The organism is Qipengyuania sphaerica, from assembly GCF_019711595.1.
GTDB classification, from domain to species: domain Bacteria; phylum Pseudomonadota; class Alphaproteobacteria; order Sphingomonadales; family Sphingomonadaceae; genus Qipengyuania; species Qipengyuania sphaerica.
This window is the reverse complement of record NZ_JAIGNR010000001.1, coordinates 225113-248793: the sequence shown is the minus strand read 5'-3', so window position 1 is coordinate 248793 and position 23681 is coordinate 225113. Positions and strand designations below refer to the sequence as shown.

General features: G+C 62.5%; 29 protein-coding genes. 9 read left to right on the top strand and 20 right to left on the bottom strand.

Features of this window, described 5'->3' with window-relative positions; translation table 11 throughout:
* Positions 1-200 precede the first annotated feature (200 nt).
* Positions 201-2294 (bottom strand): RelA/SpoT family protein, encoded by a 2094-nt coding sequence (locus tag K3178_RS01330; RefSeq protein ID WP_221569593.1) that lies wholly within the window; start codon positions 2292-2294, stop codon positions 201-203.
* 58 nt (positions 2295-2352) lie between these two features.
* Positions 2353-4275 (bottom strand): M1 family metallopeptidase, encoded by a 1923-nt coding sequence (locus K3178_RS01325; RefSeq protein WP_221569592.1) that lies wholly within the window; start codon positions 4273-4275, stop codon positions 2353-2355.
* A 178-nt stretch (positions 4276-4453) separates the two neighbouring features.
* On the opposite strand from K3178_RS01325, the gene K3178_RS01320 reads away from it, so the two are divergent.
* Together K3178_RS01320 and K3178_RS01315 are read left to right on the top strand one after the other, a co-directional pair.
* Positions 4454-5356, top strand: coding sequence for a glycoside hydrolase family 16 protein (locus K3178_RS01320; protein ID WP_221569591.1), 903 nt, complete (start codon positions 4454-4456; stop codon positions 5354-5356).
* Positions 5357-6274: a glycoside hydrolase family 16 protein gene (locus K3178_RS01315; protein WP_221569590.1), complete on the top strand. Its 918-nt coding sequence runs from the start codon at positions 5357-5359 to the stop codon at positions 6272-6274.
* 1 nt (position 6275) lies between these two features.
* On the opposite strand, the gene hemF is transcribed toward K3178_RS01315, so the two are convergent.
* Positions 6276-7133 (bottom strand): oxygen-dependent coproporphyrinogen oxidase, encoded by an 858-nt coding sequence (hemF, locus tag K3178_RS01310; protein ID WP_221569589.1) that lies wholly within the window; start codon positions 7131-7133, stop codon positions 6276-6278.
* A gap of 46 nt (positions 7134-7179) precedes the next feature.
* On the opposite strand from hemF, the gene pdeM reads away from it, so the two are divergent.
* The 6 genes from pdeM to K3178_RS01280 all read left to right on the top strand — a co-directional run bounded on the left by pdeM (position 7180) and on the right by K3178_RS01280 (position 13608).
* On the top strand, positions 7180-7884 hold the full coding sequence (gene pdeM / locus K3178_RS01305) for a ligase-associated DNA damage response endonuclease PdeM (protein ID WP_221569588.1): 705 nt from the start codon (positions 7180-7182) through the stop codon (positions 7882-7884).
* A gap of 135 nt (positions 7885-8019) precedes the next feature.
* A complete protein-coding gene (gene infC / locus K3178_RS01300) occupies positions 8020-8538 on the top strand; it encodes a translation initiation factor IF-3 (RefSeq protein WP_221569587.1) in 519 nt (172 codons plus the stop codon).
* A 221-nt stretch (positions 8539-8759) separates the two neighbouring features.
* Positions 8760-9740, top strand: a complete 981-nt coding sequence (locus K3178_RS01295; protein ID WP_221569586.1) for a hypothetical protein — start codon at positions 8760-8762, stop codon at positions 9738-9740.
* Positions 9741-9830: 90 nt separating this feature from the next.
* Positions 9831-11258, top strand: a complete 1428-nt coding sequence (locus K3178_RS01290; protein ID WP_221569585.1) for an SLC13 family permease — start codon at positions 9831-9833, stop codon at positions 11256-11258.
* Positions 11259-11416: 158 nt separating this feature from the next.
* Positions 11417-12724: a cystathionine gamma-synthase family protein gene (locus tag K3178_RS01285; protein ID WP_221569584.1), complete on the top strand. Its 1308-nt coding sequence runs from the start codon at positions 11417-11419 to the stop codon at positions 12722-12724.
* A 152-nt stretch (positions 12725-12876) separates the two neighbouring features.
* Complete coding sequence (locus K3178_RS01280) at positions 12877-13608, top strand: ATP-grasp domain-containing protein (RefSeq protein WP_247713474.1); 732 nt, start codon at positions 12877-12879, stop codon at positions 13606-13608.
* Here the strand turns inward: K3178_RS01280 and K3178_RS01275 are convergent.
* Both K3178_RS01275 and K3178_RS01270 read right to left on the bottom strand, forming a co-directional pair.
* The gene (locus K3178_RS01275; protein ID WP_221569583.1) at positions 13605-13880 is read right to left on the bottom strand and encodes a PilZ domain-containing protein; all 276 of its coding nucleotides are present in this window, start codon (positions 13878-13880) and stop codon (positions 13605-13607) included. The two genes, K3178_RS01280 and K3178_RS01275, sit on opposite strands and share 4 nt — an antisense overlap.
* Before the next feature lie 89 nt (positions 13881-13969).
* A complete protein-coding gene (locus K3178_RS01270) occupies positions 13970-14503 on the bottom strand; it encodes a J domain-containing protein (protein WP_221569582.1) in 534 nt (177 codons plus the stop codon).
* A gap of 137 nt (positions 14504-14640) precedes the next feature.
* Between K3178_RS01270 and K3178_RS01265 the strand changes: the two genes are divergently transcribed.
* Positions 14641-14790 carry a hypothetical protein gene (locus K3178_RS01265; RefSeq protein WP_221569581.1) on the top strand — a complete coding sequence of 50 codons (150 nt, stop codon included), beginning with the start codon at positions 14641-14643 and terminating at the stop codon, positions 14788-14790.
* Between the two features lie 71 nt (positions 14791-14861).
* Here K3178_RS01265 and pal read toward each other — a convergent pair whose 3' ends face one another.
* The 15 genes from pal to hisB form a co-directional block, all read right to left on the bottom strand.
* Positions 14862-15371 (bottom strand): peptidoglycan-associated lipoprotein Pal, encoded by a 510-nt coding sequence (gene pal, locus K3178_RS01260; RefSeq protein WP_221569580.1) that lies wholly within the window; start codon positions 15369-15371, stop codon positions 14862-14864.
* Between the two features lie 79 nt (positions 15372-15450).
* A complete protein-coding gene (tolB, locus tag K3178_RS01255; protein ID WP_221569579.1) occupies positions 15451-16833 on the bottom strand; it encodes a Tol-Pal system beta propeller repeat protein TolB in 1383 nt (460 codons plus the stop codon).
* Entirely contained in the window at positions 16830-17594 is a 765-nt protein-coding gene (locus tag K3178_RS01250; RefSeq protein ID WP_221569578.1) for an energy transducer TonB, read from the bottom strand. The genes tolB and K3178_RS01250 overlap by 4 nt, the downstream gene beginning before the upstream one ends.
* Before the next feature lie 12 nt (positions 17595-17606).
* Complete coding sequence (locus tag K3178_RS01245) at positions 17607-18086, bottom strand: ExbD/TolR family protein (protein WP_221569577.1); 480 nt, start codon at positions 18084-18086, stop codon at positions 17607-17609.
* Between the two features lies 1 nt (position 18087).
* A complete protein-coding gene (gene tolQ, locus K3178_RS01240; RefSeq protein ID WP_221569576.1) occupies positions 18088-18786 on the bottom strand; it encodes a protein TolQ in 699 nt (232 codons plus the stop codon).
* On the bottom strand, positions 18783-19241 hold the full coding sequence (locus K3178_RS01235; protein ID WP_247713473.1) for a YbgC/FadM family acyl-CoA thioesterase: 459 nt from the start codon (positions 19239-19241) through the stop codon (positions 18783-18785). Before K3178_RS01235 ends, tolQ begins: the two co-directional genes overlap by 4 nt.
* Before the next feature lie 69 nt (positions 19242-19310).
* Positions 19311-19691: a histidine triad nucleotide-binding protein gene (locus K3178_RS01230; protein ID WP_221569575.1), complete on the bottom strand. Its 381-nt coding sequence runs from the start codon at positions 19689-19691 to the stop codon at positions 19311-19313.
* 4 nt (positions 19692-19695) lie between these two features.
* On the bottom strand, positions 19696-20019 hold the full coding sequence (locus K3178_RS01225) for a phosphoribosyl-ATP diphosphatase (RefSeq protein ID WP_221569574.1): 324 nt from the start codon (positions 20017-20019) through the stop codon (positions 19696-19698).
* A gap of 18 nt (positions 20020-20037) precedes the next feature.
* Positions 20038-20811, bottom strand: coding sequence for an imidazole glycerol phosphate synthase subunit HisF (gene hisF / locus K3178_RS01220; protein ID WP_221569573.1), 774 nt, complete (start codon positions 20809-20811; stop codon positions 20038-20040).
* Positions 20808-21032, bottom strand: a complete 225-nt coding sequence (locus K3178_RS01215; RefSeq protein ID WP_221569572.1) for a hypothetical protein — start codon at positions 21030-21032, stop codon at positions 20808-20810. The genes hisF and K3178_RS01215 overlap by 4 nt, the downstream gene beginning before the upstream one ends.
* Complete coding sequence (locus K3178_RS01210) at positions 21032-21445, bottom strand: hypothetical protein (RefSeq protein WP_221569571.1); 414 nt, start codon at positions 21443-21445, stop codon at positions 21032-21034. The genes K3178_RS01215 and K3178_RS01210 overlap by 1 nt, the downstream gene beginning before the upstream one ends.
* The gene (hisA, locus tag K3178_RS01205; protein ID WP_221569570.1) at positions 21442-22170 is read right to left on the bottom strand and encodes a 1-(5-phosphoribosyl)-5-[(5-phosphoribosylamino)methylideneamino]imidazole-4-carboxamide isomerase; all 729 of its coding nucleotides are present in this window, start codon (positions 22168-22170) and stop codon (positions 21442-21444) included. Before hisA ends, K3178_RS01210 begins: the two co-directional genes overlap by 4 nt.
* Positions 22167-22793, bottom strand: coding sequence for an imidazole glycerol phosphate synthase subunit HisH (gene hisH, locus K3178_RS01200; RefSeq protein ID WP_221569569.1), 627 nt, complete (start codon positions 22791-22793; stop codon positions 22167-22169). The genes hisA and hisH overlap by 4 nt, the downstream gene beginning before the upstream one ends.
* On the bottom strand, positions 22786-23052 hold the full coding sequence (locus K3178_RS01195) for a hypothetical protein (protein ID WP_221569568.1): 267 nt from the start codon (positions 23050-23052) through the stop codon (positions 22786-22788). The genes hisH and K3178_RS01195 overlap by 8 nt, the downstream gene beginning before the upstream one ends.
* Entirely contained in the window at positions 23045-23638 is a 594-nt protein-coding gene (hisB, locus tag K3178_RS01190; protein WP_221569567.1) for an imidazoleglycerol-phosphate dehydratase HisB, read from the bottom strand. Before hisB ends, K3178_RS01195 begins: the two co-directional genes overlap by 8 nt.
* Between the last annotated feature and the right edge of the window lie 43 nt (positions 23639-23681).

Here is a 23681-nt window from a genome sequence, read left to right as displayed (position 1 = left end):
AGGCAGATGAGCATCTTCCAAGCCTTTGCGCCGAAGCACTGGGCCTTTTTGGCCAAATCTCCTCGAGACGTCGGAATGGCTTCGATCTCGCACAGAACCCCGCTTGCCCGTGCGGCGTGCACGCGCTGCGCGAGCTTCCGCACGATATCTTCGCCATTCCGCCGCCTCGGCAGCGCTAGGTCTGCACTGTGAGCCTAAGCTCATGCGCGCTCCGCCTGCGCCACCGCATCGCTCGCGCGCAGCGCGCTCAGGATGCGCGTGAGGTGGGCAAGATCCTGTACCTCCAGATCGACCTCATAGGTGGTGAAGGGATGGTCGAGCTGCGTCTGCTCGAGGCTTTTCACATTGACCACGTTCTGCGCAAAGATGCCGGCCATCTCGGCCAGAGTGCCGGGCCTGTCGTATAAGGTAACGCGCAGGCGGCCGACGGCACCGCGTGACCGTCGGCCCCAGCTGAGATCTAGCCAGTCGCTGTCGATTCCGGTGGCAAGCTGGTGGCAGTCGATGGCGTGCACCTCGACGCCCTTGTCCTGCTTGCGAAGGCCTACGATCCGGTCGCCCGGTACCGGGTGGCAGCATTCCGCAAGGTCGTAGCCCACGCCGGGAGTAAGCCCGCGGATGGAAAGCGACTTGCCGCTACGCAGCCATTCATCGTCCTCGTCGGCCATGCCTTCGGTGGAACCCGGCATGAGCGCTTCCATCACCGCGCGGTCGGTAATCTTGGCAGCGCCAATGGCGTAGAAGAGGTCTTCATCTTCCTCCATGTCCAGCCGCTTCAGCGCGTCGCGCAGGGCCTTCTTGCCGATCTTGGCAGGCACTCGGGTGACGATCTCGTCGTAAAGTTTCTGGCCGATCTCGGCGACTTCATGGCGTTCCTTCAACCGTACTGCGCGGCGGATCGCAGCGCGCGCCTTGCCGGTGATGACGAAGCCCAGCCAGCTCATCTGCGGTTCGGCATTCTTGCCCTTCAGGATTTCGACGACATCGCCATTGTTGAGCTGGGTACGCAGCGGCATGTGCCGCCCGTTGATCTTTGCGCCCACCGTTTGCGTACCGAGCTCTGTATGGACGGAAAACGCGAAGTCGACCGCGGTCGAGCCCTTGGGCAGCTGGTGCAATGCGCCCTTGGGCGTAAAGGCAAAGATGCGGTCCTGGTAGATCGCCATACGGGTGTGCTCGAGCAATTCCTCGGCATCATGGCTCGCATCGACGATTTCAATCAGGTCGCGCAGCCAGCCGACCGCGCCATCGGGCCGGTCACCCTGCTTGTAGGCCCAGTGCGCGGCAAGGCCGAATTCGTTGGTCTTGTGCATTTCGCGCGTACGTATCTGAACTTCGACGCGCATCGACTTGCCATAAATCAGCGAGGTATGGAGCGACTTGTACCCGTTGGTCTTCGGGGTCGAGATATAGTCCTTGAACTTGCCCGGCAGGAACTGCCACGTCGTGTGAAGGACGCCCATCGCGCGGTAGCAGTCGGCCACATCCTCGCAGATAACGCGGAAGGCCATGATGTCGGTCACCTGCTCGAAGCTGACATGGCGCTCGGCCATCTTCTTCCAAATCGAATAGGGGTGCTTCTCGCGGCCCGAGACCTCGACCTGTAGACCTGCGTTGGCGAGCGCATGCTTCATGTCGAGCGCGATCGCATCGACCTGTCCGCCATCCTCGTCGCGGATCTGCTGGAGGCGCTTGGTGATCGTGGCGTAGGCTTCGGGTTCGAGCTGTTCGAAAGCGAGCAGCTGCATCTCGCGCATGTATTCGTACATGCCCACGCGCTCCGCCAGCGGGGCATAGATATCCATCGTTTCGCGCGCAATGCGCTGGCGCTTTTCGGGTTTCTTGATGAAGTGGAGCGTGCGCATGTTGTGCAGCCGGTCGCCCAGCTTCACCAAAAGCACGCGGATATCCTCGCTCATCGCCAGCAGGAACTTGCGCAGGTTTTCCGCTGCGCGCTCGTTCTCGGGCATCTGCTCGATCTTCGAGAGCTTGGTAACCCCGTCGACCAGCCGCGCGACATCCTTGCCGAAATTGGCCTCGATATCGTCGATCGTCGCCAGCGTATCCTCGACCGTATCGTGCAGCAGCGCGGTGGCGATAGTTTCCTGGTCAAGCTTCAAATCGGTCATCAGCCCGGCGACTTCGACCGGATGGCTGAAATAGGGGTCTCCGCTCGCGCGCGTCTGCGTGCCGTGCTTCTGCACGGTATAGACGTAGGCGCGATTCAGCATCGCCTCGTCGGCGTCGGGGTCGTATTCGAGGACCCGCTCTACGAGTTCGTACTGGCGCAGCATCGTGAGAGCACGATGGCGGAAAAGCCGGTTCTATTGCAACGCAAAAAGAGCGCTGTGACTAATCGCCTCCGCTCATCACCCGGTCGACATAGTCGCGCGTCACTGAATGGTAACTGCCACGCGTCTCGGCATAGATGCGGGTGGCTATCGGCCGGCCCCAGTCGCCCTGGTCCCACAAGACCTGGAACAGCGGGCGTACGAACTTGGCACGGCCTACGCGGGCAAGAAATGCCTCCGCCTGCGGGACTGCAGGTTCGTAGCGGTTTTCCAGCGCCATCTCGAGCCAGAGGAACAGGATTTCGTTATTGCCGGTGCCCGACAGGCCGAGTGCGATATCGAGGGCGGCCAACTGTTCGTGCGAAAGTTCGGCGGGAAGGTTGTCGAGGAAACGAATTTGCTCGGCTGCGGTCCAATTATCCCAGGCTGAAGGGATCGTGCCCGAGGCGGCATAGGCGGACACCGCTCCGTCCACTTCGGCAAAGGCTGCAGGGTCCGGCTTTGCTACATTCGACGGCAGACCGGGACCGAAAATCCATTCCCGCAGCATCAGCGCCCCTGCCTCGGCATCGGAACGAACGAGGTTTGCCATCATGTCTGCGAGGAAGAGCTCGCTGGTCGCGGGCTGGAAGGCGTGGTTGTCGAACCACTGCTGCAGCCAGGCATCGAAGCGCTCGCGCCCGACGATGCGCTCGACAGTGCGCAGGAAAAAGGCGCCCTTGTCATAGGCGATCGCGCTGCCGAGTTCGTACTGGCCATCGGTGCTGAGCGCCGTGCCGGGTTCGTTCATCCCGACCTCCTCGAGTACTTCCTGGATGTTGGCATACATCAGCGCGGCTTCCTGTTCGGCGCGCTTCTTGCCGTAGACTTCCTCCACGATGCGGTTTTCGAAATAGGTGGTGACGCCTTCGTTCAGCCAGCTGTCGCCCCACACGGCATTGGTGACCAGATTGCCCGACCAGCTGTGCGCAAGCTCGTGCGCGACGAGGCCGTTATTCGACCGGTCCCCCGCGATGAATGTAGGCGTGAGGAAGGTCATTACCGGGTTCTCCATGCCCCCGTAAGGGAAGGCCGGCGGCAGGACGATCATGTCGTACCGCCCCCAGCGATACTCGCCGTAAAGCTTCTCGGCGGCGACGACCATCTGCTCGGTATCGGCGACCTCGGCATGGGCGCGGTCGAGCACCGAAGGCTCGGCCCATACTCCGGTCCGCGGACCGATGGCGCGAAAGTCGATGTCGCCAGCAGCAAGCGCAATGAGATAGGGCGGGACCGGCTTGTCCATCGAGAAATAGTGCGAGATGCGATTGGGCGGCGGCGGAGTGGGGTCGGCCTTGTCGCCCTCGATCCCGCTCATCACTACATCGATTTCACCCTCGGCCGGGATGACCGTGCTGATCCAGGCCTCCCAGGTTTGGCGAATGCCGGGGCTATCCTGCGTCGGGATCCATGTCCGGTTGAGGATCGCCTGCCCTTGGCTGAAAAGGAACGGCAGCTTGCCGCCCAAAGTCTGCTCGGGCGTCAACCACTGTAACGCCTCCGCGTCGGGGCCGCTGCGATAGGCGATCTTGATCCGACGTTCATCGCCCATCCGGATCGTGAGCGGCGCGCCCTTGCCTTCCTCCTCGACATGGGCGCCGATCGTGAAGGGAAGCGCCTTGTCGCGCATGTCCGTGACGCTGACGATATCGAGCCCGTTGATATCGAGCACGATCTCGTGGGCATCGGGCCTAGCCAGCACATCGAGCGTTGCCGTGCCGGACACGCGCTGCGCTTCGAAATCGAGTGCCAGGTCGAGCGAGACATGCGTAACCCGCGCGATCTGCGGCTGGGCAAAGGTCAGCGTGTCGAGCGCTTCGGGCCCGGTCAGGATTGGCGCGACCATCGGCTCCGGAATGGCCGTCGAGACCTGCGGCTGGGTGGTTGCAGTGGTGCAGGCTGAGGCGGATAGCAGGATCGCAAGGCTGGATGTGAGGCGACGCATTATGATTTCTCTCCGGCAAATGTCACCGGCAGACCCGGCAGCTGTTTATACGCGCCGCGCCCTATCGGCGATCCCGGCACTCCTTTCCACCCCGATCATTGAAAACGTATCCAAGGGGCTGGCGCTTCGACGTCGGACCGTTAATGTGAACGTTCACAGATAAAAATCGGAGAGCCTGATGATCCGCAAAGCCATTTTCGCTGCAACCACTGCCGTCACACTGGGCCTTTCGAGCGCCGCCTGCGCACACGCGGACGATGCCGGCGCGGCCCTCGCCGAAGCGATCGCTCCGGAACGCGAATTGATCTTCGCGGATGAATTCGACGCCGGCAGCCTCGACCGCGACAAGTGGATCGTCATCGGCACCGATTTCTGGGTCAATAACGAACAGCAGGCCTATATCGATGATCCCTCCGTGATCGCCTTCACTGAGGACGCCACCGGTGCCGATGGCGGTGCGCTGGTCTTGCGCCCGGTCTTCAAACCCGGCGCAGACCCCAAGAAGGAGCGCAACGCGCCCTTCGTTTCCGGCCGCATCGAAAGCCAGGGCAAGTTCGACTTCATGCACGGTCGCGCCGAAGCCCGCATCAAGATGCCCGACAATGTCGGCGTGTGGCCCGCCTTCTGGCTGCTCGGTTACGACCAGTGGCCCGGCACCGGCGAAATCGACATCATGGAATATGTCGGCGAGAAGGACTGGATCGGCGTTGCGCTACACGGCCCGGGCTATTCGGGCGAGACCCCGCTGGTGAACAAGTTCTTCTTCCCCGAGGGCATCGACGTCACCCAATGGCACACCTACGCCGTGGAATGGACCGACAGCCAGATCGACTTTCTGATCGACGGCCACGTCCACTACCGAGTGACCAAGCCCATGGTGGTGAATTATGGCGAGTGGCGGTTCGACAACGACAAATACCTGATCCTGAATTTCGCCATGGGCGGCGCGTACCCGTTCAAGACCAATCGCATCGAGGAGCCCTATAATGGCATCCCGCAGGAGACGGTCGACGCGGTTAAGCGCGGCGAGGTCGAGATGCTGGTCGACTGGGTGCGGGTGTACGCGCCGGTGGCTAGGTAGATGCGCGGCCGATGGTTGGCCCCGGTAGCGCTTGCGTCACTGTCGCTGGGTGGCTGCGGCGGCGGTAGTGGCAATGCGTCAGGACCGGTATCCACTGCAACGCCTGCGCCCACGCCGACGCCCTCGCCCACGGGAACCCCAACCGAAGTCTTCGCCGACGAATTCAATGCCGCCGAACTCGACCGTTCGAAGTGGAACGTCGTGGGCATGGATTTCTGGGTCAATAGCGAACAACAGGCCTACCTCGACACGACTGACACCATCTTCATTCGCAGCGATGCCGAAGGGGCCGAGGGCGGCGTGCTGGTCCTCAAGCCCATCTATCGCCCCGGGGTCGATACGCGAAGCGATCGCAACGCCGATTTCATTTCGGGCCGCATCGACAGTTCGGACAAATTCGATTTCGAGCATGGAAGGGCCGAGGCGCGTATCCGCATGAGTGATGCGCAAGGGTTCTGGCCGGCCTTCTGGCTGCTGGGATATGGCGCATGGCCAGACAGCGGCGAGATCGACATCATGGAATATGTCGGCGAGAAGGAATGGGTGAGCTCGGCACTCCACGGCCCCGGCTATTCGGGCAACACCCCGATCAACGCCCGTTATACCTTTCCTGCGGGGCAGGATGTGACCGCATGGCACACCTATGCAGTCGAGTGGGATTCCAATCGCATCGTTTTCGAGGTCGACGGCAACGCCTATTACACCGTCACGAAAGCCGACGTCGAACGGTATGGCGCGTGGAGATTCGACAACCGGAAATATCTCATCCTGAACGCGGCGCTCGGTGGGACCTATCCGAATGGCGTGAATGCGGTGACCACGCCCTATTTCGGGCTTCCGCAAGCCAGTGTGGACAGGATCAAGGCAGGCGAAGTCGAGATCGAGATCGACTGGGTCCGCGTAACCCAGCTGCGCTAGGTCAGCTCCAGGTCGCCTCGGGCGGCAGGCTCATCAGGATGGCGTCGATATTGCCACCGGTCTTGAGGCCGAACAGCGTGCCGCGATCGTAGACGAGGTTGAACTCGGCATAGCGACCGCGCCATTCCAGCTGCTGCTGCTTGTCTTGCGGCGTGAACTCGCTTTCCATGCGGCGGCGAACCAGCTTGGGGAAGATGTCGAGGAATGCCTCGCCAACATCCTTGGTGAAAGCGAGATTGCGCTCGAAACCGGCTTCGTCCTCGCATTCGAGGTGGTCGTAGAAAATGCCGCCCACACCGCGGTGAACGCCGCGGTGGGGGATGTAGAAATACTCGTCCGCCCACTTCTTGAAGCGTTCGTAATAGGTCGGGTTATGCGCAGCGCAGGCGGCGCGGAAGCGCGCGTGGAAGTCCTCGGTGTCCTCTTCGTAGGGCAGAGGCGGGTTGAGATCCGCCCCGCCCCCGAACCAGGCGGCCTGCGTCGTGAGGAATCGGGTATTCATGTGGACTGCCGGCACATGCGGGTTCGCCATATGCGCGACAAGGCTGATGCCGGTGGCGGTGAAGCCGGGGTTTTCGGGCGAAGCACCATTGATCGAGGCGGCGAATTCGGGCGCGAAATTACCACGCACGGTCGACACGTTGACGCCTACCTTCTCGAACACCTTGCCCTTCATCAGGCCCTGCACGCCGCCACCGGGATCGTCGTTACCGGCCTCCTCGCGCTCCCACGGCGTGTACCGGAAGGCAGCTTCGCTTCCCGCCTCGCGCTCTATGCTTTCGAACTCGGCGCAGATGCGGTCGCGCAAGGTCTCGAACCAGTTGCGGGCAGTTTCGGTCTGGGTGGTCCAATCGGTCATAACGAAGCCCTTGCCATCGCGATAGCAACGCGGCAATAGCACCCGCATGGTTCCCCTTTCGTTCGCTGGCGAGGAATGGCTCCTCACCGAAGGCCGTGCGCTTTACTGGCCGCGCGAACGCGCGTTGCTGGTCGCCGATCTGCATCTTGAAAAGGGCAGTTTCTTTGCGGGCCACGGGCAGATGATCCCGCCCTACGACAGCCGCGAGACGCTGGAGCGCGTGGCGCTCGCCATTCGCGAAACGGGTGCGCGGCGGGTGATTACGCTGGGCGACAACTTCCACGATTCGGATGGCTCGGCGCGGCTGGAACCCTACGCCTGCGGGATGCTGGAGGCACTGACCAAGGCCGTCGACTGGGTCTGGATCACCGGCAACCACGATCCCGACATGGAAGCGCGGTGCGGCGGCACGCTGGTCGAAGAGATCGAGCTGAACGGCACTATCCTGCGCCATCGAGCCAGGAAGGGCGAGACGCGGCCCGAGCTGTCCGGCCACTACCACCCGCGCCTGCAGCTCAAGATCCGCCAACGCATGATCCGTCGCCCCTGCGCGGTCGTCAGCGCCAATGAAGGGGCCGACGGCAAGCCTTCGGGCCGCATGATCCTGCCCGCATTCGGGGCATATACCGGTGGGATGAACGCCGCCGACCCGGCCATACTGAAGGCACTGCAACCCGCAGAAAGGATCGATGCGGTAGTGCCTGCGAAAGGCAAATTGGCGCGCTTCAACCTCTGGTCAAAAGCCGCCTAAGTGCAACTCACGCGCGTAAAACCGCGCGCGTTTACCCTAACCCCCTTCCGAATCTGCGGAACAGCGCCTACATGGGCGCATTCTGAAGAGGCACCAAAAGGAGATAGCCCCATAGCCCGTCCACCCCGGCGCAGCATGCAAATGCCCGTAAAAAGCGGCCCGCGCTACGATAACATGATCAATGTCCCCAAGGTCCGCGTGATCGATCACGAAGGCGAGAACCTGGGGGTGATGTACACCCGCGAAGCGACCGAGCAGGCCAACGACCTCGGCCTCAACCTCGTCGAAGTGTCCCCCAATGCGGACCCGCCGGTGTGCAAGTTCCTCGACGTCGGCAAATATCGCTACGAGGCGCAGAAGAAGGCGAATCTCGCGCGCAAGACGCAGAAGACGCAGGACATCAAAGAGGTCAAGATGCGCCCGAACATCGACGATCACGATTACGACGTGAAAATGCGTAACGTGAACAAGTTCATCGAAAACGGCGACAAGGTGAAGTGCACGCTGCGCTTCCGTGGCCGCGAAATGGCGCACCAGCAGCTTGGCATGGACCTCCTGAACCGCGTCCGCGACGATGTGGAAGAGATCGCCAAGGTCGAAAGCTTCCCGCGTCTCGAAGGTCGCCAGATGGTGATGGTGCTCGCGCCCAAGTAAGGGCCGCAACTGATTGAGACAATTGAAGGGCAGCTATCCAATTAGCTGCCCTTTTTATTAAATGTTAAATTATCACAGACGCCAAACCCCCGAATAGTTGAGGTTGTACAACCGCGTGCGAAATATCCACGTCGCGTTTCGCTACATCTCTAGACAAGTTGGACGTCTTATCTAACGATCGCACGTCGCATGCTGCGGTGCAAAGTTACAGGGGTCGATACATGGAATTCAAAGGGATTGCGGCGATGCTACTCGCCAGTGTGGCGCTTGCCGCTTGCGGCGGTGGTGATAGCTCGGGCAGTGGTGGCGGATCGATCGGCTCGCCGTCGCCTTCGCCATCTCCTTCACCATCTCCTACCCCAACATTCAATTACGAGAAGTTCGACGAACTTTCGGGAGACCAGAGCTTCTATACGGCTTGCGTCGGCTCCAACCCGGTATGGATCGGCACCGGTTCGGGAGACGTGCCGCCTTCGATGATGGGCATTTCCGTTTTCGGGCAGGATGATCTGGTAAACTACAATGCGACCGACGAGAGCTGGTTGGTGCGCATCGTCAATGGTCAATCCGAGACTTTCCTTCCGTCCGACCTAGCGACTTCCACCGGTCCGGTGAGAATCTACAACCGCACCACCGATTTCAATCTCGAGGTCCTGGAGATTGAAACTTTGGGAACCGGTTCGATGCTGCGCGAATATTCGCGCGAATTATTCTTCTCATTGGCAGACAGCTATTCCGAACTCGGGACCTCTTACTGCTCGATCGGGATTCCGACAGATCCGGAGGATCTCCCTCCCGAGACGGTGGTGACCTATGACGACTTCGATTTCCGCGGAGCGATGTACGAGAAGGTCGGAGACAAGGTCGAATCGCGCAGGATCATCGGAGGAACGGCGACGGTTACGGGCAATACCGAGACAGGTGCTTTGGATGTGAGCTTCAGCCTCGAGGTTGAGATCACCGGTGGCGGCTCCCAGTTCTATGGGCCGTTCAGCGGCGAAACCGGGACATCGGTGGACACCGACCGCGTGGGTTATTTCGGTCAGGTCAACGTGGGCGGGACGCCCGAATTTTTCGTTTCAGGCGGCTTCTTCGGACCGCAGGGAACGGAAACGACCTTTGTTTTCGCAGGAAACGTCGATCAGGACTTCGATGGTTATAACGAGCGCTACTTCGTCGGCCGGGCATCGGCCAAGCGCTAGGATACAGATGGGGACGGCGAGCCGCGATGGCCTCGCCATCCCCGCAATGCCGAGATAGTCTCTCCTCATCGAGGGAGAAATCTAAAGATCATGAATGCGCGAATGGTTGGTCTGGCGATTGGCGCGGCTGCACTTCTTGCGAGCATCGTCGCTCCCACTCCCGCCGGCATGAGCCGAGAGGCGTTTATCGTGGCCGGTCTCGTCGTGCTCATGGCGGCCTGGTGGATGACCGAGGCGATCCCGCTGACTGCCACCGCGCTCATGCCCTTCCTGGTCCTTCCCTTTGCCGGCGTGATGACCGCCAAGGAAACCGCGGGCGCCTATTATTCGGACATCCTCTTTCTCTTGCTGGGCGGGGCCTTCATCGCGCTGGCGATCGAGCGCACCGGCCTGCATCGGCGTCTGGCGCTTGCCATCCTGACCGCCATCGGTGGCAGGGGCGGCCAGACCGGACTGCTGCTCGCCTTCATGATCGCTGCGGCGATCCTGTCGATGCTTATCTCCAACACCTCGACCGCACTGATCATGATGCCGATGGCGCTGGCCGTGCTGGCGGGAGGCGAGGTGGGCAAGGCCCGCGAGGATGGCGAAATCGCCACCGAAGGTCTGGCGGGAGCGCTCCCCATGGGCATCGCCTTTGCCGCCAGCATCGGCGGGCTCGGCACGCTCGTCGGCTCGCCTACCAATGCGATTGCCGTGGGCCTGCTCGACACAATGATCGGCCATAAGATCAGCTTCGCCGAATGGATGGCCTATGGCCTTCCGATCGTGCTGTTCGGCATCCCGCTCGCCGCCTTCCTCATCGCCCGCGTCCAGCAGGTTTCCACCCATCCCTTCGATGTCGCGGCAGCGCGCGAAGCGGTAGTCGACGAGGCACCGATGGGGACGCCGGAAAAGCGCCTCATGGTGGTTGTCGCCATCACCTTTGCCGCATGGATGACGCGGCTGCTGGTCGGGCCCTACCTCCCCGCCGGATCATGGACCGACGGGACGATAGCGATCATAGCCAGCCTTGCGCTGTTCCTCCTGCCCGATGGCACGGGCCGCCCCCTGCTGGTCTGGAAGGAAGCGGACCGCGCGCCATGGGGCGTGATCATGATGTTTGGCGGCGGCCTGGCACTGGCATCGGGAATGGGCGCGAGCGGGCTTGCCGAATGGCTCGGGAATGCGCTGCTGCCTCTCGAGGCCTGGCCGCTCGTGCTGGTAGCAATCGCCGTAGTCGCCATGGTGGTGCTGATTACCGAATTCGCCAGCAATGTCGCGACGGCCAGCGCGATTATCCCGGTTGTGGCGGCGCTTGTGGTGGCGCTCGAGGTCGATCCGGTGCTGCTCGCGATGCCCGCTGCGCTGGCTGCCAGCTGGGGCTTCATGCTTCCTGCCGGGACAGGGCCGAATGCCATTGCCTGGGCCACAGGCCGCATCAGGATCGCGCGCATGGTGAAGGCCGGGTTGTTGCTCGATCTCGTCGGCATATTCCTGATCGTCGCGGTGGTGTGGGCAATGAGCGCAATCGTCTGACCACGGAGTTGATTCCGCTCCCTGTCCGCAATAGTGGCACGGGCCATAACGGCCATGCGGTGGAGAGGCGTTCCTGCGGAGGTTAGGAACGGGCGCCCCGGATAGGCCACCGGCTCCCGCCTTCCTGGGAGCGTGTCACTAGGAAGGATGCTCTTCGCATGAGCGACCACGAAATCGACCCCACGTCCCCGCGCATGGCGCCCAGGCCCGAAGTCACCAAGATTGCGGGGCGCGAACTCAAGCCCAGCACGCTGATGATGGGCCACGGCTTCGATCCGACGCTGTCCGAAGGCAGTCTCAAGCCGCCGATCTTCCTGACCAGCACCTTCGCCTTCCCGAGCGCGGCCGATGGCAAGCGTCATTTCGAAGGCATCACCGGCAAGCGCCCGGGAGGCGCGGACGGCCTCGTCTATTCGCGCTTCAATGCGCCCAATCAGGAAATCCTCGAAGACCGCCTGTCGATCTGGGACGGGGCTGAGGACGCGCTCTCCTTCTCTTCCGGCATGACCGCGATCTGCGTGCTGCTGCTAACCTATGCGAGCCAGGGCGATGTCATCGTCCATTCGGGCCCGCTTTATGCCGCCACCGAAGGGTTCGTCGCCAAGTGGATGTCGCGCTGGGGCGTGAGCTATGTCGACTTCCCGGCCGGCGCCACGCGCGAGGAAATCGACGCGGTCCTCGAAAAGGCCAAGGCCAAGGCTGACGAGCAGGGCGGCAAGGTCGCGATGGTCTACCTCGAGAGCCCGGGCAACCCGACCAATGCGCTGGTCGACGTGCAGGCCGTTCGCGCCGCGGTCGATACGGCGAAGCTCGATTGCCCGATTGCCATCGACAACACCTTCCTCGGCCCGCTGTGGCAGCGTCCGCTCGACCATGGCGCGGACATCGTCTGCTATTCGCTGACCAAATATGTCGGCGGCCATTCGGACCTCGTTGCGGGCTCGATCGCGGGCGCCAAGAAGTGGATGGACCCCGTGCGCATGCTGCGCAACACGATGGGCGGCATCTGCGATCCCAACACCGCGTGGATGCTCCTGCGCAGCCTCGAGACGGTCGAACTGCGCATGAGCCGCGCGGGCGACAACGCCGCCAAGGTCTGCGAATACCTTGCGAAGCATCCCAAAGTCGAAGGCCTCGGCTATCTCGGCATGATCAAGGATGCGCGACAGCAGGACATTTACGATCGCCATTGCCTCGGAGCGGGCTCGACATTCTCGTTGCTGCTTAAGGGCGGCGAGGCGGAGTGCTTCCGCTTCCTCGATGCGCTCAAGATCGCCAAGCTCGCGGTCAGCCTCGGCGGGACCGAAACGCTCGCCAGCCACCCCGCCTCGATGACGCATCTCTCGGTGCCCGACGAGCGCAAGGCGGCGCTGGGCATCGGCGACAACCTCATCCGCATCTCGATCGGTATCGAGGATCCCGACGATCTGATCGCCGATTTCGAACAGGCGCTGGAGGCAGTCTGAGCAAGATCGGCTTCCTCGCCTGCGCCGACACGCTGCCGGGGGATGGCCCCCGGCGGGGTGATGCGTTCGAGCACGATATCGAGGTCGCCGCGCTACGTCCGGCGTTCGATAAAGCGGGACTGGAGCTGGTCGAAATCGACTGGCGCTCGCCATTGGGCGATTTCGAGGGCATGGCGATGGTGCTGCTGGGCACCGCGTGGGACTATCAGGACCACCCGACCGAATTCCTCGTGAAACTCGAGGCGCTGGCTGGCAAGGGCATCAAGGTCTGCAACCCGCCCGCCGTCGTGCGGTGGAACACCGAGAAATCCTATTTGCGGGAGCTCGAGGAGCGCGGCGCAACCGTAGTCCCGACCATGTGGCTGGGCGATGCCGGGCGGCAGGATGTCCGCGTCGCCATGGCCGATTTCGGCGTCGACCGTGTCGTCGTGAAACGCCAGGTCGGTGCTGGCGGACTTGGACAGCATAGTTTCACGCAGGACACCCTGCCCGGCGACCGCTGGCAGATGGGCCGTGCCTGCATGATCCAGCCCTTCCTTCCCAGCCTTGTGGTAGAAGGCGAATACACCTTCGTTTTCATCGACGGGGAGTTCAGCCACGGCGTTCTCAAGCGCGCGGCGGAAGGCGAATACCGGATCCAATCGCTATTCGGGGGATACGAAGCGGATTATTCGCCCGCTCCCGACGACCTGGCCAAGGCCGAGGCAGTCGTGGCGGCACTGCCTTTCGACAACCTGCTGTACTGCCGCATCGACATGGCGCGCCTGCCTTCGGGCGAACTCGCCGTGATGGAGGCCGAGGCGATCGAACCCTATCTCTATCCAGAGCAGGGTCCCGGTCTGGGTAAAAAATTGGCAGAGGCTGTGGTTAAGAGGCTAGCCTAGAGCTCTAGCGTGTTGCGGATGACTGCGCTCAGCTTGTGCATGAATTTTACGCCCGCCTCGTTACCACGCACCCACATGATCTGGCCGGCAAGTTCGTTGCGCTCGTCGATCTCGAAGAAAATGGTCTGGCCCTTACTCACATGGCCATCGAACAATTCGATGCGGCAACCCGTATGGGAGATATCGCACAGAATTGCCTGCGCACGCGCCACCGGCGTGCGGCAATTGAGGACGATATTCGATCCCTGTCGGTTGGTTTCGCGTGTTTGCATGGTAGCCCTTCCAGTCGCGCGCTAAACCTAGGCCCCAATTCGCAATAAATGGTAAACCGCAGCTTCATCTTTCAAATAAAAGATGGAGCCTAGCCCTTCCATTCACGGCGTTCTTCGGCAGATTTAAGCACTTCATAAGCCAGCTGGTACTTCTGGAACAGGTCGGCGGCTTCCTTGTCCCCGGGCTTCACATCGGGATGGACCGCCTTGGCCTTCACCCGCCACGCTTTCTTGATCGCATCGAAATCGGCATCGGCTTCGAGCTCGAGGATTTCCAGTGCGCGCATCTCGTCCGCACTCCGCGAGCCGTCGCCCGAGCCACCCCAGCCATAATGCTGCGCCTCGGCATAGCCGGCGTTTTCGGAACGCTCCGACTTGGCGCGCGCCTCTTTCTCGGCCTTGTCGAGGCCTTCGAAATAGTCCCACCGCGAATTATATTCGGCCGCATGCTTCTGGCAGAAATACCAGCGCTCCGGGCTGTTGGGCGACTTGGGCGCCGGGCAATCGCCCTTCTCCTCGCAGCCGTGGCGATCGCACAGGCGCACGGTCGCTGCCTCGCGGCTCTCGTCATAGCCGCGCCAGCGGGGGAAGCCCCAGTCGTTGGATCGCCGCGCCTTGGGCATCAAAATGTCGTTCGTCGAGCGGACATGGCGGTCAATCTAGGGATGATGGCATCTTTCGCAAGCTTGTGGGAACCAGTTGCAATCTGAAATGTTGCATTGCAACGAACCGTTAAGAAACTCCCGTCTAAGGCAGGACCATGAGCAAGCAGTTGACCCTTTCCGCCACCTTCGCCGTCTTGAGCACGGCCGCGCTCGCTCTGGTTGCGACGCTGGGCACGATCGGCACCGCGCCGGAAAGCCACCTTTCGGGCCAGGCACCCATGGGCGGATACGAAATCTCCCGCTAAGCGCCCCTGCTTCGACAAAGAAAAAGCCCCGGCGCAAACCGGGGCTTTTCTTTTGCCTGAAGACCGTTCGATCAGTTGATCGTAACGGTCGCCGCGCGGCGGTTCTGGGCCCAGGCTGCCTCGTTCGATCCGAGCGCGACCGGGCGTTCCTTGCCATAGCTCACGGTACGGATCCGGCTGGCTGGAATGCCGAGCGAAACGAGATAGTTCTTCGCCGCATTGGCACGGCGCTCGCCCAGCGCGAGGTTGTATTCGCGCGTACCGCGTTCGTCGGCATGGCCTTCGATGGTAAAATTCACGTTCGAGTACTGGCTGAAATACTGCGCCTGCGTCTGCAGCTTGGCGCTGTCTTCGGCATCGATGTTGTAGCGGTCGGTATCGAAATAGACGACCGTATTTGCCTGGCCGACCGCAGCAAGGAAGTGCTCCATGCTGCCCACGGCAGGGCCGGTAGGCGTGGGCGTAGGCGCCGTCACCGTCTCTTCAGGCGGCGGCGGCAGTTCTTCCGGGGCCTTCTTCGCGCAGGCTCCCAGAGCGAGAGCCGACGAAAGCATTACGGCAGTTACGACACGGGTATTCATAGTGCTGTCCCCTTTTAAACAGCGGTGGAACTCTTATCGGCCCCCGGTTTCATCCGTCCCCACGGATTATCCAATGTTCTTACGGCAGGATCGGTCCCCAGGACGGGTCCGATGCATCCACCGGCGTCGGCAGGCGGCGCTCGTTTTCGCCGGTCAAGTCGACCTGCCAGAGCGAGGTCGCGCCAGAATTGCGCGCCGTACGGAAGAACTGGATGATGCGGCCGTTCGGCGCCCAGGTCGGCGCCTCGTCCTGCCAGCCGCGCGTCAGCGTGCGCACATTGCCACCCGAAGGTGTCATGACGGCAATGTTGAAGCTGCTTGCATTGGTAAAAGCGATCTGGTCGCCGCGCGGGCTCCATTCGGGCGTCGCGCAACGCGATCCGCCGAAGCTGATGCGGCGCTGGTTCGAACCATCGGCATCCATCACATAGCACTGCTGCGCGCCCGATCGGTCGCTTTCGAAAACGATCCGGCTTCCATCGGGTGAGAAAGACCCGCCGATATCGATGCCCGGCGTATCGGTCAGCCGTTCGCTGCGCCCACCGCTCGAGGAGACGCGGTAGATGTCGGTATTACCGCCTACGGCCATCGAATAGAGGATCCAGCGACCGTCCGGGCTCCAGCGCGGAGCGAAGGTCGGGTTCTCGCTCTGCGTAATCAGCGTCTGCTTGCCGGTGCCGATATCATAGACATAGATGCGCGGATTGCCGTCGATATAGCTGAGGTAGACCAGCTTCTTGTAGTCAGGGGAATAGCGCGGTGTCAGTGCAGTCGACCGGCCGGTGGTAATGAAGCGGTGGTTGGCCCCGTCGCTGTCCATGATCGCGAGACGCTTGGTGCGGTTATCCTTGGGTCCGGTTTCCGCGATATAGGCGATACGGCTGTCGAAGAACGGGCTTTCGCCGGTCAGGCGCGAATAGATCAGGTCGGCACATTTATGCGCGGCGCGGCGCCAGTCGGCGGGCGACACGACCCAGCCCTCCGCCACGAGGCGGCTCTGGAGCTGCATGTCGTAGAGGTAGCACCCCACGGTCAGTCGGTTGTCGCTGCGCGCGCGCACGTAACCATGCACCAGCATCTCCGCCCCGCGCACACCCCAGGTGGACCAGACGGGCGACTGGATGTTGTCGAAGCTCGGACGCGGGAGCGAGTCCGGGCCGGTCGGCTTGAACAGGCCGTTATTGCGCAGGTCAGAGGTGATCACGCGTGCGAGCTCTACGCCCAGAGCTTCGGTGCCGCTCGCATTGGCGGGGGTCGACACATTACGGTCGGTCGCGAAGGCGGGGATCGCAATGCCCAAGTCGTCGAGATTGCCCTCGAAGCTGACCGAACCCGACAGGCCCTCATCTTCCTCGATGGTCTCGACATCCTGCCCTTCGGCAACCGGTTCGCCGAGGTCCTGGTTCTGCGCAGCCAGCGGGGCAGCCACGATTGCGAGCGTCGCGTAAATCAGTTTCTTCATTGGGAGAGCTTCCAGTCGAAATCCACGGTGATGAGTTTCCAGGCTTCGTAATATTCAGCCGGCAAATCGAACGGTGCGGCGAGCTGGACGGCACGTACCGCCTGTTCGCCATGCCGCGATGCCTGTGCACGATTGGTATCGTTGACGCCGCGCTGTCCGACTACCGAAGGGCGTCCGTTGAGCGTGCCGTCGGGATTGAGGCGGAACCGCACCTTCGTGACGATCTGCTCGACCTCGGGCCCGCTCGGCGGGGTCCAGTGCGGGCGAAGCTGGCGACCGACAGCCTGGAACAGCGATGCCTTGGCACTTGACCCGATTTGCGAGGCGGGTGTGCGCGTTTCGTTGGTACTCGTGCTGCCGCCGCTGCCGGTGAGGAAGTTGTCGCCGATGCGCGAACCCTTGGGCTTTTCGGTCGGCTGCGCCTTGGGCTGCTCGCGCGGGGTTTCACGGCGCGGGGTATTCTGGCGCGGCGTCGGGCGCTCGACCACGGGGCGGCTCGGCGCTTCGAGAATCTCGGGCGCGGGCGCGGGCACGTCCGACAGTTCCGGAGCGATGGCCGCCCGGCTTTCGGGTACGGGGTCGGGCGCGGTCGCCTCGAGGCCGACATCTTCGGTGAGGTTGACCGTCATCCGCTCGACCGGCTTGGCGGCGGGCGGTTCGAAGAACGCACGGATCACAAGCACGGCGAGGAGCGCGACATGCAGCGCCACGGCGACGATAAGCCCCGTCTTCTCCTCTGCCCTGATGCCCGCTCTCTCCATCTTACGCGCTGGCTATTCCTCGCTAGCTGAACCGGCGTTGACCGGCGGCGAAGCTTGCCCGCCGTTGGTAACCAGCGAAATACGGTTGAGACCGGCGCGATTGAGCTCGCCCATCACTGCCATCACCCGGCCGTAGTCCAGCGCGCGGTCGGCGCGCAGCGTCACATCGGGACCCTCGCCGACTTGCGGGATCGCTTCGAGCGCCTGCGGCAATCCGCCCACCGGCACCTGGTCGTCGTCGATATAGACATAGCCTTGGCTATCGATGCTGATCGAGACCTGCTGCTGTTCCTGCGGCAGCGCATTGGCGCGGCTGTCAGGCAACTGGATCGGCACGCCTGCGGTGAGCAGCGGGGCCGTAACCATGAAGATGATCAGCAGCACCAGCATCACGTCGACGAAGGGCGTGACGTTGATTTCGGACATAGGCCGCCGACCGCCGCGACCTCTCCGGCGGCGCGTGCCTTTACCGGAACCGAGCGCCATCGCCATGTCAGCGCTGCTCCAGCTGGCGGCTGAAGCTGGCGTGGAGCTTGTCGGCGAAGCGGTGGAGGCGACTTTCAAACCGCTCTACAGTATGGCTGAAACGGTTATAGGCAATCACCGCAGGGATGGCGGCAAACAGCCCGATGGCGGTCGCGAACAGAGCTTCCGAAATACCCGGTGCGACCACGGCGAGCGAGGAGCTTTCCTGCGCGCCGATCTGGAAGAAGCTGTTCATGATGCCCCACACGGTCCCGAACAGGCCCACAAATGGTGCAACCGCGCCGACAGTCGCAAGAAAGTTCAATCGCTCGGCAATATCGTCGGCTTCCTGCGCGACCTGGCTGTCCATCGCGGCGAATATCCGGCTGCGCACTGCCTCGCGGTCACGCACCTCGCCCTTGGTCGAGCGGCGCCATTCGGCAACCCCGGCCTGGGCAACGCGGGCGGAGGGAATGTCCTTGTTGGCGCGTTCGGACATGAAACTGTCGAACTGGTCGGCCTGCCAGAATTCGGTCTCGTAGCGCGACTGCACCTCTTTCAGCTTTCGCATGCGCAGGCTGAAGGAAACGATGATCATCCACACCCAGATGCTGGCGAGGATCAGGCCCGCCATCACCGCCTGCACGACGATATCGGCATCGAGGAAGAGCTGCACCGGGTCGAGCCGGGTAGGCGCGCCGACAGAAATAAGTGAAAGTGCGGTCATTGGTCCTCTGGTGACTGGACGAAACGCGCGAATGCCGCGCGCCATTCCTCGGGCTGCCGGATCGGCCGCCCATTCGGTGAAACGAAACCGACGCGCAAGTGTGCCTCGGCCAGCAATTCTTCTGCGCGAAAAGCTTTCTGGTGCATCCGGCAGGATGCGGCCTTCAGCTCGGTGCAGCGGGTTTCGATGGTGATGTCGTCGTCAAGCTTAGCGGGGCGCAAATACTTGAGGTTAATCTCCGAAACGGCATAGGCGCCCCCGCCTTCCTCGATCGCGGCGCGCTGGTCGATATCGAGACGGCGCAAGAGGTCGGAGCGGGCGCGCTCGAACCAGCGCAGGTAATTGGCATGGTAGACTATGCCTGAAAGATCGGTGTCCTCGTAATAGGCGCGCACGGCATAGAGATGCGTGTCGCCATCGATTACGCCGTCGGGGGGATTGGGCCTCGCGTCCATTGCTTGCGCGTCTAGCGTAGCGCGGACTCGCGGTGCAACGCCAAACGACGAACCGAGTCTGGCGAGCGACTAACGGCGCGCAATCATCGGGCCCAATGGCTGCCCGCCGAAGATATGGACATGCAGGTGCGGAACTTCCTGTCCGCCATGCGCGCCGATATTGGCCATCATCCGGTAGCCCGGTTCGACCAGCCCCTTGTCGCGCGCGACCTTGCCGACCGCACGCACGAAGCCCGCGATCTCCTCTGCCGGAGCCTTCTCGCTGAAGTCGTCCCAGCTGACATAGCGCCCCTTGGGGATGACCAGCGTGTGCACTTCGGCCTGCGGGTTGATGTCCTCGAAAGCGAAGGCCCATTCATCCTCGTAAACCTTGGTCGAGGGGATTTCGCCGCGCAGGATTTTCGCGAAGATATTGTTGTCGTCATAGGACTGCGTGGGATCGATCGGCATGCGGCTATTGCTCCTCCGGCTTCCTGCTCGCCTTTTCCTCATGCCCCGACACGCCCTCGCGCCTCTCGAGCTCGCCCATGACTTCTTCGAGCGAAATGCCCTTGGCGGCGAGCACGACCATCAGGTGGAAGATGCTGTCGGCCGCTTCGAGGATCAGCTCCTCCCTGCTGCCCGATAGCGCCGCCACGCAGGTTTCGACCGCCTCCTCGCCGAACTTGCGCACCATGATCGGCAATCCGCGATGGTTGAGGTGTGCGACATAGCTTTCGCCCGGATGGGCCCGGCGGCGTTCGTCGATCGTGGCTTCGAGGCGGGTGAGGGTGTCCATGGCGCTATCCTACCTGTGTCATCCGCGCGCGGGCAAGCCTGCCGCACGCAAGGCGCGGTGCGCCTCGCCGATCGAATGCTGGCCGAAATGAAAGATCGAGGCGGCGAGCACGGCGCTGGCATGGCCCTGTGTCACCCCTTCGACGAGGTGGTCGAGCGTGCCGACGCCGCCGCTGGCAATGACGGGGACCGATACACTGTCGGCAATCGCGCGAGTCAATTCGAGGTCGTAGCCCTGCTTGGTCCCGTCGCCATCCATCGAGGTGACGAGCAGTTCGCCTGCGCCTAGTTCGGCCAGTCGCTGCGCATGTTCGACCGCATCGATGCCGGTCGGTTTGCGCCCGCCGTGGGTGTAGATCTCCCAGCCGCGAAAACCCTCGCCCTCGGTCCTGGCACGCGCATCGACGCTGGCGACGACGCACTGGCTGCCGAATTTCTCGGCGATTTCGCGCACCAGTTCAGGCCGCGAGACGGCTGCGGAATTGACCGCCACCTTGTCCGCGCCTGCCAGCAGAAGCGCGCGCGCATCCTCGACGCAGCGCACCCCGCCCCCGACGGTCAGCGGCATGAAGCACACGGCCGCCGTGCGCCGCACCATGTCGAGCAGCGTACCGCGCCCTTCGTGGCTGGCGGAGATATCGAGGAAGCACAGCTCGTCCGCCCCGGCACGGTCATAGGCCTGCGCCTGCTCGACCGGATCGCCCGCATCCTTGAGGTCGACGAAGTTGACGCCCTTCACCACACGCCCGTCGCGCACGTCGAGGCAGGGGATGACGCGGATACGGACAGTCATGTCAGCCACGTCCAGACAACGCCGGAAAAATACCAGAGGACAAGTAGCATGAGAAAGATTTCGAAGCCGAAGTTTATGAAGAAGCGCGCCGGCTCATCGGCAAGGACGGCCGGATTTCTGCCGCCCGCGGTCCGTAAATTCCAGGCCCGCAGCACGATACGCGATTGGCCAGCAAGCAGCGCGAGGACTATTACAACGAAGAGGAGTTCGAAGATGATCATCAGTCTGGCTCCACCGTTCCGGTAAGCACCTGCTCGCCGAATTCGAGCCGCACTTCCTCTCCTATATCGAACTGCGGCTTGCCGTCGTTGACCATCCCTTTCGCTCCGAAGGCAACCTTGCCGAATTTCGCCTCGAAGTCCGCAACATGTGCGCCCTTGTAAAGTAACCTGACAGGCCCGCTGTAGCGTCCGGGAAGTCTGCGCAAGTTTAGCGAAAATCGCTCCTGCCCGTCGCTCCAGCGCGACTGATCGAGATCGCCATGATAGCCTGCTTCGGATCGAAATTTGCATTCCACGTCGTGCGTCTTGAGTACGCCGGGTTCGGTGATGATGACGCTCGACGAATTCTTCGCCTTTCGCAGCATCCAGATGAGAGCGAAAACGATGACGAGGGTGGCGATTGCGCCAGTCATGAGCGCGCCGCCACCGCAAGGGCGGCGGCAAGGTCCAGCCGCCCGTCATAGAGCGCGCGACCGGTAATCACGCCCTCTATCCCCTCATTCGCATGAAGCGAGAGGACGTGGATGTCGTCCAGCCCCTTCACCCCGCCGCTGGCGATAACGGGAATGTCGACCTGGCGGGCCAGGTCCACCGTCGCCTCGAGGTTCACTCCCTTGAGCAGCCCGTCGCGTCCGATGTCAGTAAAGAGCAGTGCCGCGACGCCCGCATCCTCGAACCTGCGGGCGAGGTCGACCACGGGGACATCGGAGACATCCGCCCAGCCCTCGGTCGCGACCATGCCGTCTTTTGCGTCAACCGCGACCACGATGCCGCCCTCGAATTCGCGCGCCATGTCCTTGACGAACTCGGGATCCTTCAAGGCCGCCGAGCCCATCACGATGCGCGATACGCCCGCATCGAACCAGCCCTCGACATCCTCGCGCTTGCGGATGCCGCCGCCCAGTTGGACGTGGGCGGGGAAGGCCGCGACGATCTGCTCGACCGCCTCTCGGTTCTGCGCCGATCCGACGAAGGACCCATCGAGATCGACTACGTGCAGATGCTGCGCGCCTGCCTCGGCGAAGATGGTCGCCTGCGCGGCCGGGTTGTCGCCATAGACGGTGGCGCGGTCCATATCGCCTTCGGCAAGGCGCACGACCTGTCCGGCCTTTAAGTCGATTGCGGGGAAGACGATCATGGCCGCCACTCCAGGAAACGAGAGAGAAGTTGCAATCCGTAGCTCTGGCTCTTCTCGGGATGGAATTGCACGCCGAGGATATTGTCGCGGCCAACGGCTGCCACCAGTCCTCCGCCATGATCGGTCATGGCAAGCACATCCTTCCCGCTGTTTGCGTGAAAATGATAGGAATGGAGGAAATAGGCCTCGCCCGGCTCGACCACATCGTGCCCCTTGGCGTGCGGGGTGATCGCTACATCGTTCCAGCCCATATGCGGCACCTTCACGCTGGTGTCGGTCGGCTGGACCAGGCGCACTTCGCCCTCGATCCAGTCCAGCCCCGGCGTCTCGCCATGTTCGAGCCCGCGCGTCGCCAGCAATTGCATGCCGACGCAAATGCCGAGAAACGGTGCGCCGCCCACGAAGACGCGCTCGTGCATCGCCTCGATCGCGCCCTTCTCGGCGCGCAGGCCAGCCGCGCAGGCTCCGAAGCTCCCCACGCCCGGCAGGACGATCCGGTCGGCCGCGCGCAGCACATCGGGATCGGCGGTGACCTTCACTTCAGCACCGACCCGCCGCAGCGCGTTCTCGACCGAATGCAGATTGCCCGCGCCGTAATCAACCAGCGCGATAACCTCAGCCATTAACCCGTTCCAATCCGCAAAGGCTGATAATTCGATCTAACACTTCGATCTCACCGCGAAGCGACAACGGCGTCCAGTTATCGGACCAGATTTCAATGCGATCTCCGGTGTCGAGTGTCCAGCTGCGCCAAACGGCATCGACGGATCCGGCATGCCCCTGGCCACCCTCGCCTTTGATCGCCTGAAGTTCTGTCAAAACTGCAACAATGGAGCGGACGGACGCTCTGGGATCCCCGGTTCGAATCTCGATCTCAACCACCCAATTGTCCCTTGGTCGAAGGAATGGCACCGCCCTTGCGAGGGTCGATCTCTACCGCCGCGCGCATGGCGCGGGCGAAGCCCTTGTAGATAGCCTCGCAGATATGGTGGTTGTTGGTGCCGTAGAGCAGTTCGACATGCAGCGTCAGCCCGCAGGTCTGCGCCACCGAATGGAACCAGTGTTCGATCAGCTCGGTGTCCCATTCGCCCAGCTTTTCCTGGCTGAACCCGGCCTTCCAAACGAGATAGGGGCGCCCCGAGATATCGAGCGCCACGCGCGCCAGCGTCTCGTCCATCGGCGAATAGGCGCTGCCATACCGCGCGATCCCGCCCTTGTCGCCGAGCGCTTCGGCCAGCGCCTGGCCCAGCGCCAGCGCCGAATCCTCGGTCGTGTGGTGCTGGTCGACATGCAAATCGCCATTCACCTTCATGGTCACGTCGATCAGCGAATGCTTCGAAACCTGTTCGACCATATGGTCGAGGAAGCCGATCCCGGTGGACACATCGTATTTGCCCGTCCCGTGGAGGTTCACCTCGACCAGGATTTTGGTTTCCTCGGTGTTTCTTTCGATACGGCCTGTTCGCATGGGTGGAGCCTATAGGCGGCTCGTCACCGCGCGCAAGGAATTG